Source organism: Mycobacterium sp. (assembly GCF_040509115.1).
In the GTDB taxonomy this organism is placed as follows: Bacteria; Actinomycetota; Actinomycetes; order Mycobacteriales; family Mycobacteriaceae; genus Mycobacterium.
In genome coordinates this window covers 1-14,717 of the sequence record NZ_JBEVLO010000308.1, presented here as the reverse complement: position 1 = coordinate 14,717, position 14,717 = coordinate 1, and the positions used below count along the sequence as shown (strand labels likewise).

14 protein-coding genes are annotated in these 14,717 nt (G+C 67.3%); 10 read left to right on the top strand and 4 right to left on the bottom strand.

Annotated features, from left to right (window positions below; translation table 11 throughout):
• Positions 1–30 precede the first annotated feature (30 nt).
• The 6 genes from ABW137_RS21550 to phtC are packed head-to-tail and all read left to right on the top strand — an operon-like array spanning position 31 to position 7,725.
• Entirely contained in the window at positions 31–1,779 is a 1,749-nt protein-coding gene (locus tag ABW137_RS21550; protein ID WP_526403477.1) for an ABC transporter permease, read from the top strand.
• A gap of 31 nt (positions 1,780–1,810) precedes the next feature.
• The gene (locus ABW137_RS21545; RefSeq protein WP_526403476.1) at positions 1,811–2,971 is read left to right on the top strand and encodes an ABC transporter ATP-binding protein; all 1,161 of its coding nucleotides are present in this window, start codon (positions 1,811–1,813) and stop codon (positions 2,969–2,971) included.
• A gap of 6 nt (positions 2,972–2,977) precedes the next feature.
• The gene (locus tag ABW137_RS21540; RefSeq protein WP_526403475.1) at positions 2,978–4,252 is read left to right on the top strand and encodes an MFS transporter; all 1,275 of its coding nucleotides are present in this window, start codon (positions 2,978–2,980) and stop codon (positions 4,250–4,252) included.
• A 55-nt stretch (positions 4,253–4,307) separates the two neighbouring features.
• Complete coding sequence (locus tag ABW137_RS21535; RefSeq protein WP_526403474.1) at positions 4,308–5,453, top strand: cupin domain-containing protein; 1,146 nt, start codon at positions 4,308–4,310, stop codon at positions 5,451–5,453.
• Positions 5,450–6,997: an ethanolamine ammonia-lyase reactivating factor EutA gene (locus tag ABW137_RS21530; RefSeq protein WP_526403473.1), complete on the top strand. Its 1,548-nt coding sequence runs from the start codon at positions 5,450–5,452 to the stop codon at positions 6,995–6,997. The genes ABW137_RS21535 and ABW137_RS21530 overlap by 4 nt, the downstream gene beginning before the upstream one ends.
• Positions 6,994–7,725: a 3,4-dihydroxyphthalate decarboxylase gene (gene phtC, locus ABW137_RS21525; protein ID WP_526403472.1), complete on the top strand. Its 732-nt coding sequence runs from the start codon at positions 6,994–6,996 to the stop codon at positions 7,723–7,725. The genes ABW137_RS21530 and phtC overlap by 4 nt, the downstream gene beginning before the upstream one ends.
• A gap of 4 nt (positions 7,726–7,729) precedes the next feature.
• Here the strand turns inward: phtC and ABW137_RS21520 are convergent, their stop codons facing one another.
• The gene (locus tag ABW137_RS21520) at positions 7,730–8,599 is read right to left on the bottom strand and encodes an NAD(P)-dependent oxidoreductase (protein ID WP_526403490.1); all 870 of its coding nucleotides are present in this window, start codon (positions 8,597–8,599) and stop codon (positions 7,730–7,732) included.
• 169 nt (positions 8,600–8,768) lie between these two features.
• On the opposite strand from ABW137_RS21520, the gene ABW137_RS21515 reads away from it, so the two are divergent.
• Genes ABW137_RS21515 through ABW137_RS21500 form a run of 4 tightly spaced genes read left to right on the top strand, consistent with a single transcriptional unit; the run spans position 8,769 to position 12,272 of the window.
• Positions 8,769–10,001 carry an aromatic ring-hydroxylating dioxygenase subunit alpha gene (locus tag ABW137_RS21515; protein ID WP_526403471.1) on the top strand — a complete coding sequence of 411 codons (1,233 nt, stop codon included), beginning with the start codon at positions 8,769–8,771 and terminating at the stop codon, positions 9,999–10,001.
• 17 nt (positions 10,002–10,018) lie between these two features.
• On the top strand, positions 10,019–10,543 hold the full coding sequence (locus tag ABW137_RS21510; protein ID WP_526403470.1) for a 3-methyl-2-oxobutanoate hydroxymethyltransferase: 525 nt from the start codon (positions 10,019–10,021) through the stop codon (positions 10,541–10,543).
• Positions 10,544–10,581: 38 nt separating this feature from the next.
• Positions 10,582–11,406, top strand: coding sequence for a 3-methyl-2-oxobutanoate hydroxymethyltransferase (locus ABW137_RS21505; protein ID WP_526403469.1), 825 nt, complete (start codon positions 10,582–10,584; stop codon positions 11,404–11,406).
• The gene (locus ABW137_RS21500) at positions 11,403–12,272 is read left to right on the top strand and encodes an alpha/beta fold hydrolase (RefSeq protein ID WP_526403468.1); all 870 of its coding nucleotides are present in this window, start codon (positions 11,403–11,405) and stop codon (positions 12,270–12,272) included. The genes ABW137_RS21505 and ABW137_RS21500 overlap by 4 nt, the downstream gene beginning before the upstream one ends.
• On the opposite strand, the gene ABW137_RS21495 is transcribed toward ABW137_RS21500, so the two are convergent.
• From ABW137_RS21495 to ABW137_RS21485, 3 genes are all read right to left on the bottom strand, one after another.
• Positions 12,264–13,016, bottom strand: coding sequence for a FadR/GntR family transcriptional regulator (locus tag ABW137_RS21495; RefSeq protein WP_526403467.1), 753 nt, complete (start codon positions 13,014–13,016; stop codon positions 12,264–12,266). The two genes, ABW137_RS21500 and ABW137_RS21495, sit on opposite strands and share 9 nt — an antisense overlap.
• A 118-nt stretch (positions 13,017–13,134) precedes the next feature.
• Positions 13,135–14,274: a DNA cytosine methyltransferase gene (locus ABW137_RS21490; protein WP_526403466.1), complete on the bottom strand. Its 1,140-nt coding sequence runs from the start codon at positions 14,272–14,274 to the stop codon at positions 13,135–13,137.
• Positions 14,262–14,717, bottom strand: a 456-nt coding sequence (locus ABW137_RS21485; RefSeq protein WP_526403465.1) for a DNA cytosine methyltransferase, incomplete at its 5' end; no start/stop codon positions are given. The genes ABW137_RS21485 and ABW137_RS21490, both read right to left, overlap by 13 nt.

Sequence of the window (14,717 nt, the reverse complement as noted above, 5' to 3'; positions counted from 1 at the left end):
CCTCAACCCCGCCGATTCCGAGGTGAATACATGACACTCGCGCCCCCCAGGCCGTCGACGCCGATGCCGTCGTTCGACAGCGGGCCCAACGAGCCGCCGCTGTGGCGCCGACTCCTGCCGACGCCGAAGTTCCTCACCCTGAGCGTCGTGGTGCTGATCGTCGCCTATCTGGCGATCGTCCCGCTCTACTACCTCTTCTGGGGAACCTTCTTCGACGCGTCCGGGTTCACGGTCGGGGGCTTCAAACGCGCCTACGGCAACGATCAAATCTTCGACCTCGTCGGGAACTCACTGTGGTTCGCCATCGGCGCTGCCGCGTTGTCCATGGTGCTCGGCACCGGTCTGGCCTACCTGCAGGTGCGTACCGACGTCCCCTTCAAGGCGTTGTTCTTCGCGGCATCGATCATCCCGCTGGTGATCCCAGGCATCCTGTACACGATTGCGTGGATTCTGTTGGGCAGCCCCGACATCGGGCTGATCAACCACTACCTGGAGCCGATCTTTGGCAGCGCGGTGATCGACGTCTTCAGCATCTGGGGCATGATCTGGGTCGAGGGTCTGCAGCTCTCACCGATCGTGTTCCTGCTCATGGTGGCGTCGTTCAGGGCAATGGATCCCTCGCTGGAGGAGTCCGCCTTGATGTCGGGCGCAGGGCGGTGGACGGTGTTCCGCAAGGTCACCATCCCGCTGGCGCGCCCCGCCATCGTCGCGGCGATCCTGATCATGGTGGTGCGCAGTCTGGAGAGCTTCGAGGTGCCCGCCCTGCTCGGCCTGCAGAACGGCATCTACGTGTTCACCAGCCGGATCTACTTCGTGCTGCGTGACTACCCACCCGATCTGTCCGCCGCAGGCGCGCTGGCCATCGGGCTGCTGGTGCTGGCCATCATCGGCGTGATCATCTCCAACTACGCCGGCCGTGCCGGAAAGAACTTCCAAACGGTGACCGGCAAGGGATTTCGGCCGCGCCCGATGGAGCTCGGTCGCTGGCGCCCGGTCGCCGGACTGCTGATCATCGCCTACTTCGTGCTGACCGTGCTGGCACCGCTGCTGGTACTGCTGTACACCTCGCTGCTGAGGTTCTACGCACCTCCATCGAAGGGCACGTTCTCGACGATGACGTTGGACAACTACCGGCAGCTGATCCACACCTCCAGTGCGTTGACGGCGCTCAAGAACTCACTGATCCTCGGTCTGGCGTCGGCGACCCTGGTGATGGCCGTGATGGCGGTGGCGGCGTGGATCGTCGTGCGTTCGCAGCTTCGTGGGCGAAAAGTATTGGACGCGTTGGCATTCATGCCACTCGTGGTACCCGGCCTGGTCATGGGTCTGGCCCTGAGCTTCGTCTACCTGCGCAGCCCGATCCCGATTTACGGCACGCTGTTCATCCTGCTGATCTCCTACTGCACGCGGTACCTGCCGTACGGCATGCGGTACGCGGTCACGTCGATGCAGCAGATCTCCAACGAGCTCGAAGAATCGGCGCTGGTGAACGGTGCCAGTTGGTGGCAGACGTTCCGCCGCGTTCTGCTGCCGCTGCTGATGCCAGGGCTGGTGGCCGGATGGATCTACATCCTCGTGGTGTCCTTCCGCGAGCTGTCGAGCTCGATCCTCTTGTACAGCCCCGGAAACGAAGTGCTGTCGATCTTGATCTTCGAGCAGTTCGAGAACGGACAGTTCACCGTTCTCTCCGCACTCGGCGTCGTGATGGTGCTGACCCTGGTCGTCCTGGTGACGATCGCCTACAAGCTTGGGGCCAAAGTCGGCCTCAAGCAGGACTGATCCATCGACCAGTTGGAAAGGAACCCCCGACGTGCTTGAAGTCCAGAACCTCGTCAAGTCCTATGACGGCGAGCGCAAGAAACGCCAGCGTCGCAACCAGCCGCCGGCCAACGGCACGCCGCAGCAGCGGGTGTTCGCGGTCAACGACATCAGCTTCGCGGTCAAACCGGGGGAGCTGTTCACCCTGCTCGGACCCTCGGGCTGCGGAAAATCGACGACGCTCAGATCGGTTGCGGGACTTGAGACGCCAGATTCCGGGGTCGTCTCGGTCGGCGAACGCGTGCTGTTCGCCGCCGGTGCGTCGGCGAACAAGAAGGTGAACGTGCCCGCCAACAAGCGCGGCCTGGGGATGGTGTTCCAGTCCTACGCGATTTGGCCGCACATGACGGTATTCGAGAACGTGGCCTTCCCGCTGCGCGTCCAGCCCCGTTCGCAGCGTCCCGGCAAGCGGGAGATCACCGAGCGGGTGCACCGGGTGCTCGAGACCATGGAGCTGCTCCAATACGCCGACCGTCACGCCACGAAGCTCTCCGGTGGACAGCAACAGCGGTTGGCGCTGGCTCGCGCCATCGTCATCGAACCATCGCTGCTGCTGCTCGACGAACCGCTGTCGAACCTCGACGCCAAGCTCCGCGAGTCCTTGCGCTTCGAGTTGAAGCGGCTGCAACGAGAGCTGGGCATCACCTCGATCTACGTGACCCACGATCAGATCGAAGCGCTGTCGCTGTCGTCGAACATCGCCGTGATGCGGGCCGGTGAGGTCGTGCAACTGGGCAAGCCGCGCGACATCTACGAGAACCCGCAGAGCAAGTTCGTCGCGGAGTTCATCGGAACGTCCAACTTCATCGACGGGACGGTGGCCACCCGAGACGGGGACCGCTACGTGGTCGAGACCAGGGACGGACGCCTGACGCTGGAGTCCGGGGCGCAAATGCCCATCGGCACCGAGGTGATCGTGTCGATCCGGCCGGAATCCGTCCAGTTGACCACCGAACGCCCCGTCGGGGTGGACAACGTCTGGGAGGGCAACGTCACCACCCGGGCCTTCCTCGGAGATGCCGTCGACCACGTGATCGCCGTCGGCAAGCACGAGATCCGGGCTCGCTGTCTTCCCCATGTGTCGCACGCGCCGGGCTCGTCGGTCTTCCTGCAGATGGAGACCAGCAAGCTGGCCCTCGTGCCGGTCGACTGAGCGCGGATGGGTGTCCGCAGCGTCCCCGACGTACTGAGGAACCGCGACTTCAACCTGTACTGGGCCGGCGTGGTGCTGTCCCAGATCGGCACGCGGGCAACGGTTGCGGCCAATTTGTACCACGTCTACCACCTGACCGGATCGATTGCCCAGACCGGCCTGGTCGGCGCGGGCCAAGCAGTCGCGCTGCTGGTGCTGAGCCCACTCGGCGGGGTGCTCGCCGATCGCTGGGACCGGCGGCGCCTGCTGCAGGCGTCCCAGGCGGTGGCCATGATGGTGGCCGGGGCCCTCGCCGTCGCGACGCTCACCGGTCACATCGTCGCCTGGCAGGTGGTGCTATCGGTCGTATTGACAACGGCCGCTTCGACGTTCGATCAGCCCGCCCGCCAAGCGCTGATTCCGGCGTTGGTGCCGAGGGTTCAGTTGCCACAGGCCTTCGCCCTGATCAACCCGTCGCGCGAAGTCGCGGTGCTGCTGGGGCCTGCGATCGCGGGGGTCCTCATCGCGGTCGGGGGACCCGGCCTGGTGTATGCAGTGGACGCGGTGACCTACGCGGCCCTCGTGGTCGTCCTGCAGCTCTTGCGGGTGCCCACGCTCGAGGGGGCGGGCACCGCCGTGTCGATCTGGCGGCAACTGGTCGATGGCGTCGCCTTCGTGCGCAGCCGACGGATGATCTGGATGCTGATGTCGCTGGATCTGTCGGCGACCATCCTCGGGGCTTACCGAGTGACCCTACCCGCCCTGTGCGCCACCGTGTTTCACGTCGGCCCCCAGGGATACGGGCTGCTCTCGGCCGCACCGTCGGCAGGTGCGTTACTGGCCACCTACACGATCTTCCGCGTGGTCGACCGCACGGCGCGGCTGGGGCGCGTGCTGCTGATCGCCACCGTCCTCTACGGCGTGTCCAACGTCTTCCTGGCTCAAGCGCACCTGTTCTGGATCGCCGTTCTGGCGGCCCTGCTCATCGGCGCGTGCGACGCGATGGCCACGACCATCCGGCAGGCCGCGGTGCAGCTCGAAACGCCCGACGAACTGCGGGGGAGGGTCTCGGCGATCTATCAGATGGCCTCGCGTGGCGGTCCGGCGCTCGGCGACACGCTGATGGGTGGGGTCGCCGGGCTGCTGGGGCCGGTGCTCGCGCTGACGGTGGGCGGTGCGTTGGCCGGGATCTACGCCAGCAGCTTCTTCGTGCGCGCCAACCCGGTGCTCACCTACACGGGAGTGGCCGGCGAACGCACGGTCGAACCGGCGCCGAGCGGCAAACCGCCCGGATCGGGTTGACACCAAACCTATTGGTAATACCATTAGTTCACACATTGACGACGGAGGAATGAACGTGGCGAAGGACGCAATCGTTTCGGAGACGCTGGCGAAGAAGTTCGCGACCGAGAAGGACTCGCCGTACGTCCGGTGGGTTCGCGACGAGGGTCTCGACATCATCAGCGCCCACTACGTGCCGAACCTCAACACGGTCGAACTCAAGCCGTGGGCCCGCCGCGGGGGTCGCGGCGTCTTCATCAACCACGAGGCCTCCCGCACCTCCAACGACTGCTACGTCTGCGAGATCCCCGCCGGCGGCGAACTCGCGCCGCAGCGCCAGCTGTTCGAGGAGATGATCCTGGTGCTCTCGGGGCACGGGTCGACGGCGGTGTGGAACGACGCCGGGCAGAAGGTGACGTTCGAGTGGGGGCCCGGTGCGTTGTTCGCCATCCCGCTCAACGCGTGGCACCAGCACTTCAACGGATCCGGATCCCACGCCGCCCGGTTCGTCTCGTCGACGAACATGCCCCCCGTGATCAACCTCTACGACGAAGCGGACTTCGTGTTCAACACCGCTCACGACTTTCCTGGCCGCTTCGCCGGTGAGCCGGACTACTTCGCTCCCAAGGACGAGCAGGACGGCCTGTTGCTCAAGACGAACTTCGTCGCCAACGCGATCGACCTTCCCCTGGTCTCGGCGAAGGAGCGCGGCGCAGGCGGTGGGCACATCAGATTCTCGATGGCCAAAGGTTCGATGAACAGCCACATCTCGCAGTTCGGCACGGCAACCTACAAGAAGGGACACCGGCACGGACCAGGGGCCCACGTGATCATTCTCAGCGGCCAGGGGTTCAGCCTGATGTGGCCGGAAGGCGAGGAGCCGCGCCGCTACGAGTGGCAGCCCGGCACCCTGATCGTCCCGCCGAACATGTGGTTTCATCAGCACTTCAACACCGGCGCCGACCCCGCTCGCTATCTCGCGTTCAAGCACGAGGTGGTCTCCATCCGCAACGCCCAGGGGGTGCCGAAGGCATGGATCAGTCGTCGGATCGGCGGCGACCAGATCGACTACGCCGACGAATCACCGGTCATCCGTGAGACGTTCGCACAGGCGCTGGCCGATGCCGGCCTGGTGCCAAGGATGGACGAAGCCTACGCCGCCGAGCTTCCCGACCTGCCGCCCAAGCCCGCCGAGGCGGTTGCGGTGCCGTCGCCGGCATGAGCCATGACGGGCACACTCACGACGAAGACCACGAGCACGACGAACCCGACGTGCCGCTGGCGGACAACCCGATCTGGCAACAGGACAACGTCACCATGCACAGCGTCGGGGTCGACATCGGCAGCTCGGGCACCCAGGTCGCGTTCTCGCGGCTGCAGTTGCGCCGCCACGGTGAGGACCTGACCAGCCGCTACGTCGTGGTCGCGCGGGACACCCTGTTCGAGTCCGAGGTCGCGCTCACGCCCTTCACCGACGACTTCGAGATCGACGCCGCCGCACTGGGTCTCATCCTCGACACCGCCTACGCCGACGCGGGACGACAACCGCACGACGTGGACACCGGCGTGGTCATCCTCACCGGCGAGGCGCTGCGTCGGCGCAACGCCGAGCGCATCGCGGCGGTGGTGGCGGAACGGGCCGGTGACCTGGTGTGCGCCAGCGCCGGTCACCACATGGAGGCGATGCTCGCGGCCTACGGCTCCGGGGCGGCCCTGGCGTCCCACCAGAGCGGTACCCGCATCCTCAACGTCGACATCGGCGGCGGCACGACGAAATTGGCCGTGATCGAGGGCGGCCGGGTGCTGGCCACCGCGGCCCTGCACGTCGGTGGTCGACTGATCGCGGTGGACGATGGCAGGGTCAGTCGGATCGAGCCCGGCGGTCGGATGCACGCGGCGGCCTCCGGCTTCGCCCTCGATCTCGGCGACCCGGTGGCATCCGACGCGCTCGACCACATCGCCGCGGCGATGGCCGATCTGGTCGTCGCCGCCGTCCGCGGTGAGCCGTCGGCCGATCATCTGTTCCTCACCGAGCCGATCGCCGACCTCGGCCGACTGGACGGCGTGATCTTCTCCGGCGGCGTTGCGGAATACGTCTACGACATGGAGACAAGGGACTTCGGCGACGTGGGCCGACGCCTCGGCGCGGCGCTGGCCGCCCGCGTGGCCGCCGGGGAGCTGCCTGCGCCGGTGTTGCCTGCCGCCGAACGCATCCGGGCCACGGTGCTGGGCGCGTCGGAGTACACCGTGCAGCTCAGCGGGATCACCAGCTTCATCCCGGCTGCGGCCTCGATGCTGCCGCGGCGCAACCTGCAGGTGGCCAGGCCGGTGTTCCCGTTCGGGGTCGACGTCGACGCCCGCGTGGTGGCCTCGGCCATCGCCGATCACCTGTCGGCCTTCGGGTTGCACGACACCGAGGCCGACATCGCGATCGCGCTGGACTTCTCCGGGCCGCCGAGCTATCGGCGGCTGCGGCCCTACGCGGAGGGCATCCGCGACGGCCTTGCGCAGCGGCTCTCGGCGGGGCGAGCGCTCTACCTGATGGTCGACGCCGACATCGCGCTGACGCTGGGCACCATCCTGCGCGAGGAGCTGGGCGTGACCGCCGACATGCTCATCCTCGACGGTGTCGTGTTGCGCGACTTCGACTTCGTCGACCTGGGCCGCGTCCGGCAACCCTCGAACACCGTTCCCGTCACCATCAAGTCGCTGGTGTTCGGCGTCGACGCGACGGCCCCACGGCCGACGGCCGACCTGACGGCATGACCCCCGACTCGTTCGACGAGTTGCGCGGCACCGTCGCCACGGCGTGTCGCATCCTCGCCCACCAGGGCCTTGCCGCTGACGTGCTCGGCCACGTCAGCGTTCGGGTGGATGCCGACCGGATGCTGCTGCGCTGTCGGGGTCCGCTCGACCGGGGGCTGCTGTTCACCGTTGCCGACGACGTTCGCCTCGTCGACTTCGACGGGAACGGTGAACTCGGTGGTGGCTATGCGGTGCCCAACGAATTCCCCATCCACTCCGAACTGCTGCGGGCCCGACCCGACGTCAACGCCGTCGTCCACGCGCACCCACGCGACGTCGTAATCGCCGACCTGGGTGGCGTCGAGCTACGACAGGTGTTCGGCGCGTACAACATTCCCGCCTCGCGGCTGGCTCACCGCGGGGTTCCCGTCTACCCGCGCTCGGTGCTGGTGCGCACCGCCGAGTTGGGCCGCGCCGTGGCCGACGCCGTCGGCGACCACGACGTCTGCGTGCTGCGCGGGCACGGCATCGTGACCGCGGGGGTGTCGGTGGCGCAGGCCGTCATGGCTGCCCTCGACCTCACCGAGTTGTCCCGGACGTGCGCCGAACTGGTGCGTCTCGGTGCGGACGCGGGTCCGGTCCCGGACGAGGACCGCCGCGAGCTGCCCGACCTGGGGTCGACGTTCAACGACACGTCCAGGTGGCGGCACTACGTCGGGCGGTTGGCGATTGCCGGCCTTGCGCCGTGAGCGGCTAGAGCCCACCGTCCTCGGAGGCCAACGGTGCGACGGGCCGTCCGAGGTAGGTGCACTCCGGCCCGTAGAGCAACGCCGACACGTCGGCGGCGGTCAGCGTCTTGACGAGCTGGTCGACCTGTCCGGTCAGCGGCAGCATCAGGCCTGCGGTCTGGGCCAGTTCCAGTGCGAAGTCCATGTCCTTCTCCTGCCAGGTGAAGCGGGTGGAGTCCCACCGCCGCAGGGTGCCGTTGTCGCCGGGGCACTTCATCAGCACCTCCCGCATGCGTTGGGCGTCGAGTCCGTAGCGCTTCGCGATGGACAGCGTCTCGAAATTGGCCACGCAGTGGATCCAGTGCAGCAGGTTGTTGCAGGTCTTGGCGATCTGGCCGGCGCCAAGCGGCCCGACGTGCTCCACGCCGCGGCTGTAGGTCATCATCACCGGCCGGGCCCGCTCGACGTCGGCCTCGTCGCCGCCGCACAGCGACAACAGATTGCCCTCCCTGGCGCCGAGCGCGCCGAACACGACCGGTGCGTCGATGATCCGTCGTCCCCTCGGTTCGACGATGGCAGCCAGCCGCTTCATGAAGTCCAGGCTGTGGGTACCCGCCACCACGATGAGCTGCCCGGCGCCGAGCCGACCCGTTCCGTCCCTGGCCACCAGTTCCTCGGCGACGGACTGCATTTGATCGTCGGTGCGCAGGCAGGCGACCACCACGTCGGCCTCGTCGGCCACCTGGGCGAGTCCGGAGGCGATCGTCGCGCCCGCCGCCTCTGCGGCGGCAAGACGGCCGGGATCGACGTCGCAGGCGAGCACGTCCAGGCCGCCCGCCACCATGTGACCAGCCATCGGAAGTCCCATGTCTCCCACGCCGACGATCCCGATCATCACATTGCCTCCCATGGTTGGCGCTCAACTCTTGGCTTGTAATGGCTAATGGTATTACAGTTGGTTCATTGTGATGAGCGACTCATCGCGAAAACGAACGGAGAGAGGGCCACCGGTGCTGAGGGCAGAGATCAACGAATTGTTGACCCGAACGGGTCCGGGAACACCCATGGGTGAGTTGTTCCGCCAGTACTGGATACCGGCGATGCTCGCCGAGGAACTGCCCGAGAACGACAGCCCGCCGGTGCGGGTGAAACTTCTCGGCGAACGCATGGTCGCGTTCCGTGACAGCGACGGGCGCTACGGCCTGGTCGACGAATTCTGCGCGCACCGCGGGGCATCGCTGTGGTTTGGCCGCAACGAGGGCTCGGGGTTGCGCTGCCCGTATCACGGCTGGAAGTACGACGTGACCGGTCAGGCGGTCGAGATCCCGTCCGAACCCGAGAACAGCACGTTCTGCTCACACGTCAAGCTGACGTCGTACCCGTTGATCAAGCTGGGCGATCTGCTGTGGACCTTCATGGGTGACCCCCAGAAGCAGCCGCCCCTGCCGGAGTACGAGTTCGCCACCGTGCCTGCCGATCAGACCTACACCTCCAAGCGGTGGCAGGAGTCCAACTGGCTGCAGGCGTTCGAGGGCGGCATCGACTCGAGTCACGTCTCGTTCCTCCACGCCGGCGGGCTCAAGTCCGATCCGCTGTTCAAGGGCGCCAAGGGCAATCAGTACAACATGAACGACTTCAAGCCCTACTTCGAGGTCGCCGAGGCCGAGGGAGGGTTGTTCGTCGGAGCGCGCCGCAATGCCGAGGCGGACACCTACTACTGGCGGATCACCCCGTGGGTGATGCCCTGTTTCACGATGGTGCCACCGCGCGGTGACCATCCGGTGCACGGTCACTTCTGGATTCCCATCGACGACGAGAACTGCTGGACCTACTCCTTCGACTATCACCCCGTTCGGGCGCTGACCGCCACCGAGGTGCAGGCGATGCGTGACGGGCACGGCGTGCACAGCGAGAACATCCCCGGCACGTTCCGTCCGATGGCCAACAAGGACAACGACTACCTGATCGACCGCGAGGCCCAGCGCCGCGGCGACACGTATTCCGGTGTGAAGGGCATCGCCATGCAGGATGCCTCGCTACAGGAGAGCATGGGTCCGATCGTCGACCGCACCAAGGAAATGCTGGTCTCCGCCGACACTGGCATCATCAAGGCCCGGCAGAAGCTCAAGAAGGCCGCCGAGGCGTTGCGGGACAAGGGCATCACGCCTCCCGGCGTCGACCCGGCACACCACCGGGTGCGTTCGGCCGCGGTGGTGCTACCGCGGGACGCCTCGTTCGTGGAAGCCTGTCGCGACGACCTCTCGGTACGCGAAGGCGTGCGGCAGTCGTCGGTATGACGTCCCACGATCCCGCGATGGTCGTCCGCCCGATACTGGGCAGCAGCTGCGCGCGGGCCACCACCGCCGCCGAGATGCGCTATCGCATCGACCGGCCCATCCGCGGACGACAGGGCGCCCGCGTCATCGCCCTCGACGAGGGCGCAGGCGCCATCGTCGCGCGCATCGCCGAACAACCCTGGGGCAGTGCCCGCTTCTACGAGCTGGCGGCACCGGTGGCCGACGTCGGGGACGGGGGCTCGCAATCGGTGACGTTGCGCCCGGTCAGCGTCGTCGGCAACGGCCACCGCCCGACCCTGCTCGACGAACTCGACGACGCCGACGTGGTGGTCATGATCGCGACGACCGGCAGCGATCACGCCGCGGCCACCATCATCGGTGCCGCGTGCACGGTGCGTGCCATCACGACCGCCGGGCTGGTCATTGGCGACCAGGCGGCGGTGGCCGACACCGTAGCCGCGATCCGACCGCATGCACGGGTGCTCGCGGTCAGTAGTGACGAACAGGACGTGGTCGACGTGCTGACGGCCCTACGGGCCTGAGGGACTCGACGTGAGCGAGCGCAACGGGAGGCCGGGACGTGAAGACTGAAGTGACACTGGCTGATCTGCAATCGATGAAACACACCGGGCGCAAGATCGTCGGCGTGGTCGCCTGGGATTACCAGATGGCACGCATCGTGGACCGCGCCGGGGTCGACCTGGTCTCGGTGGGGGACACGGTGGGCGTCAACCTGTGGGGGCAGGCCAACCCCCTCGAGATCACCATGGACCAGATGATGGTGGTGTGCCAGGCCGTGCGGCGGGGCGTCAGCCGGGCGCTGCTCAGCGCGGACTTTCCCTTCGGGCCACTGCAGGAGGGTCCGAAGAGTGCGGTGCGCGCGGCAATCCAGATGGTCAAGGAAGCCGGCGTGGACATGGTCAAGCTCGATGGCGCGGCCGACCACCTCGACGCCGTCGCCGCCGTCACGAAGGCGGGCATTCCCGTGTTCGCACAGTTCGGCATCACTCCCCAGACGTCGCTGAAGTACGGCACCTCCTACAGTGCGACGCCCAAGCCGGGCGATACCGTCGCCGAGGAGTTGCTCGACGAGATGGTCGCCGAGGCAAAGCGCCTCGAAGCGGCCGGAGCAGTGCTGCTCAACTTCACCAACTCGGGACCCATCGTCGGACCGGCCGTGGCGCAGGCGGTTTCGATCCCGGTCCTCGGCGGCTTCGGGGGCGGGCCGTGGCTCGACGGTCGGATCCGGATGGCCACCGCTGCGATCGGTTACAGCGCGAACGGTCTGGACACCCCACCGGACACCTACGCCAACGTCGCACAGATCGCCTTCGACGCCATCACCGCCTACGCAGACGACGTCCGGTCGGCGCAGCAGATCGCCGGCGGCATCGGACGCTCGTGACCGGCGGCGAAGCGGTGACGTCCATGGCCGTCCTCGACGGGATCGAGACCCGCTACGAAGTCGAAGGAGCTGGACCGCCGCTGCTGATGTTCTCCCCGGGCGGCTTCAACGCAGCGCTGGAGAATTGGCGGACGCACGGGTTGTACCGCCGCACCTCGATGCTCGACCAACTGCGGGAACGGTTCACCTGCATCACCTTCGACAAGCGCGAATCCGGACTCTCGGGTGGCCGGGTGGAGCGGATCGCCTGGGCGGACTACGTCCGCCAAGGAATGGCGCTGGCCGATCATCTCGGCCTTGACCGGGTGCACGTGATGGGTGGCTGCGTGGGCTGCTCGATTGCCGCGGGCATGGCCGTGGCCGACCCCGGGCGCGTGTCCGCGATGGTGCTGTTCTCACCCGCAGGCGGTGTGCGGTACCGCATGAAGCAGCACGCGAGATTCGTTGCGCATCAAGCGTTCGTGGACTCCGAGGGGTTGGCCGGGGTGATCGCTCTCGCGGCGAGCACCGATGCAGGCTTCTCCGACGACGGTCGGGTGGGGCCGTGGGTGTCGGTGCTGCGCTCCGACCCGTCGTTCGCCCAGCGCTACGGCGCGATGGATCTCGACTGGTACCGCGGCGTGGTCGCGGGAATGGCGCGCCTGCTGTTCGACCGGGACACCGTGCCAGGCGCGGAGCCCGAAGACCTTCTCGCGCTGGACGTTCCCGCGCTGATCGTGCCGGGGGAGGACACCTCCCACGCACCGTCGGCGGCCCGCTATCTGCAGGAGTGCTTGCCCTCGGCGCAATACTGGGACGTTCCCGTCGCCCAGCAGACCGCGACCACCGCGCCGGCCCGGGTCATCGACTTCCTGGCGTCAGCTTGAGACTTCCTTGGAGATGTGGCGTGCCGTGCGACCGATGTGGGTGCGCATCACGGCGGTCGCCTTCTCGACGTCACCCTTGCTCACCGCGGTGACGAACTGGCGATGTTCGCGATTGCCCTTGATGCCCATCTCCGGATGCTCGTCCTTGACGTGCTGAAGAGACATCAGCGTCGGGCCGTGGAAGGACTCCGACAGCATGACGATGGCGTCGTTGTGGGTGGCCAGCGCCACCCGGCTGTGAAATTCGGCGGAGAGCGCCATCGGATAGGAGCCGTGTGTAAGCGCGGCGTCCCCGCGGTCGCAGATCTCCAGCATCGCGGCGATGTCCTCCTTGGTCGCGCGGTCGCAGACCAGCGGAATGATGCCCAGTTCCAGCACTTGTCGAGCCTCGGTGACCTCGCGTGCGGTGACCGCCGACATGCTCAACAGATCGACGATTCCTTCGCCGACCCGCTTGCTGGTTGGTGCGGTGACGAAGGCGCCGCCTCGGGCGCCGACCTTGATCTTGACGATGCCGTTGGCTTCGAGGCCGCGAAGCGCTTCCCGTACGGTGACCCGGCTGACCCCGAACTGCTCACCCAACTCACGCTCCGCGGGAAGCCGGTCGCCGGGCTTCAATTGCCCGTCCCTGATCAGCAACCGAATTTGGTCGACGATGAGTTCGGACGCCCGTCCGGAAATGACGCGGCTGAAGATTCCCTCTTCCGCGGAGCGAGGCGGCGCAACAGTGCCCTCTGGTGTCATGGACCAATGATAAAGCCACCAGACCTTCAACGGGGGTCTTCTCTCCTCGGGGCGAGCGGGTCGGCCGCACGGCACTGACTGCTGGTCCCAGCCGCCCGTGACGAGGTTGAGCATTCGCTCACGTCGCGGCGCGTGCGTAACCCGTCAGCTCGTCGATGAACCCGGCGGGAAACCGCAGTGACCCCTTCTGAGTGCGGCGGAGGAACCCGGTTGCCGCGCGCGCGGACAATGGCTTCCCCGGGTACACGAGGAAGTCCACCAGAGGCAGCCGCGGCCCCCACACCGGCCACGGGCCGACGTCGGAGGTGTGCACGACGCCGTCGAGATCCGCCCACGCCGCGCGCCGCGACCACCTCATCCCGTCCCAGGGTCTGTCGTCCGCGCCCTCGTACCGGCCAGGATTCGCCAGCCGGCCACCGATCCACTGCGCAACCGGCACACTCACCGAGTTGCCGACCATCCGCCACCGTTCGCCCGTGCGCGCGACCTCTTCCGCCGGTGCCGTCCAGTCGATCGGGAAGCCTTGCAGGCGTTCGGCATCCCGCAGATCGGGCGTCACATAGGTCCCTGACGGCAGGCGGATTGCCGGGGGAGAGGGCACGCCCACCGACGACCCGCACTTGATCGGCGGCACGCCGTCCACCGCCCAGCCGAACGCGCGCATGCCCTCCGTCCAGTAAAACCCGCACGCCACGTCGGGGTAACCGACTGCCGCAGAGGGCTTTTCGACGTCCTCGGCCAGCAAGACGTCGCGTGGATCACCGACCCGTGACCCCACCAGGTACCAACGGTTGCGCCGTTGCGGCAGTCCGAAGGCATTGGTGTCCACCACGCGGTACGCCCACCGGTAGCCCAGCTCCGTCAGCGCCGTGGTGACGAGGCGCAACGCGGCGCCCTGGCTCAGCGAGATCAGGAACGGGACGTTCTCCAACACCACCCACGGCACGTCGCCATCTTCGAGCAACCGCAGTACCTCCCCGACGAGGCTGCTTCTGGCGCCCACGATGCCTGCCTTTCGGCCCACGCTGCTGAGATCCTGGCACGGGAAGCCCGCGACGACGACGTCGGTGCCCGCGGGCAATGCGGGCACGTCGCGGACGTCGGCTTCCAGCTTGGTGTCCGGGAAGCGGCGGCGCAGCACGTGCATGGCGGCAGGCGCGTTCTCGACGAGCAGTTGCGTCTGGTGTCCGCTCGCGGCCATGCCGAGCTCGAGCCCGCCGATGCCTGCGAACAAGCCCGCCGCCTTCAACGTAGCCATTCCAGAGCCACCGCATAGCTCAGTCGCGACGGCACCGCGTTGCCGATCATCCGCGCCAACGCCGTCCGGTGCGACACGCGGGCGAACGAGAACCAGTCCGGAATGTATTGCAGCCGTGCGGCTTCGTGCGCGGTGATGGTGCGACGCCGGCTGGGGTGCACGTAGCGTCCCATGCACATGCTGTAGAAGCCGGTGGTGATGGTCTGTGACGGCCGGTCCCATGCCAACCGGCCGTAGATCGCCTTGTAACTGTGGCCGCCCGAGGCGTGGCATGCCGGACGTTGCCGGTCGGGCAGGTCGAAGTCGCCGTTCTCGAAGAGGTAGTCGATGCGTTGGCGCGTCGCCGGTGCCGAGCGGGCGGCCTCGTCGACCAGCCGGCCCGACTCGGGAGCCGATTCGAGGTCCTGAAAGGCCCATGCCACCGATCGGCCGGCTCTGCGATG

What these genes read in the sequence shown, in the direction of transcription:
- phtC (WP_526403472.1), top strand. Translation starts at nt 6,994, where the DNA reads ATGACCCCCGACTCGTTCGACGAGTTGCGCGGCACCGTCGCCACGGCG.
- ABW137_RS21520 (WP_526403490.1), bottom strand. Translation starts at nt 8,599, where the DNA reads ATGATCGGGATCGTCGGCGTGGGAGACATGGGACTTCCGATGGCTGGT.
- ABW137_RS21530 (WP_526403473.1), top strand. Translation starts at nt 5,450, where the DNA reads ATGAGCCATGACGGGCACACTCACGACGAAGACCACGAGCACGACGAA.
- ABW137_RS21510 (WP_526403470.1), top strand. Translation starts at nt 10,019, where the DNA reads ATGGTCGTCCGCCCGATACTGGGCAGCAGCTGCGCGCGGGCCACCACC.
- ABW137_RS21550 (WP_526403477.1), top strand. Translation starts at nt 31, where the DNA reads ATGACACTCGCGCCCCCCAGGCCGTCGACGCCGATGCCGTCGTTCGAC.
- ABW137_RS21490 (WP_526403466.1), bottom strand. Translation starts at nt 14,274, where the DNA reads ATGGCTACGTTGAAGGCGGCGGGCTTGTTCGCAGGCATCGGCGGGCTC.
- ABW137_RS21495 (WP_526403467.1), bottom strand. Translation starts at nt 13,016, where the DNA reads ATGACACCAGAGGGCACTGTTGCGCCGCCTCGCTCCGCGGAAGAGGGA.
- ABW137_RS21515 (WP_526403471.1), top strand. Translation starts at nt 8,769, where the DNA reads ATGGGTGAGTTGTTCCGCCAGTACTGGATACCGGCGATGCTCGCCGAG.
- ABW137_RS21540 (WP_526403475.1), top strand. Translation starts at nt 2,978, where the DNA reads ATGGGTGTCCGCAGCGTCCCCGACGTACTGAGGAACCGCGACTTCAAC.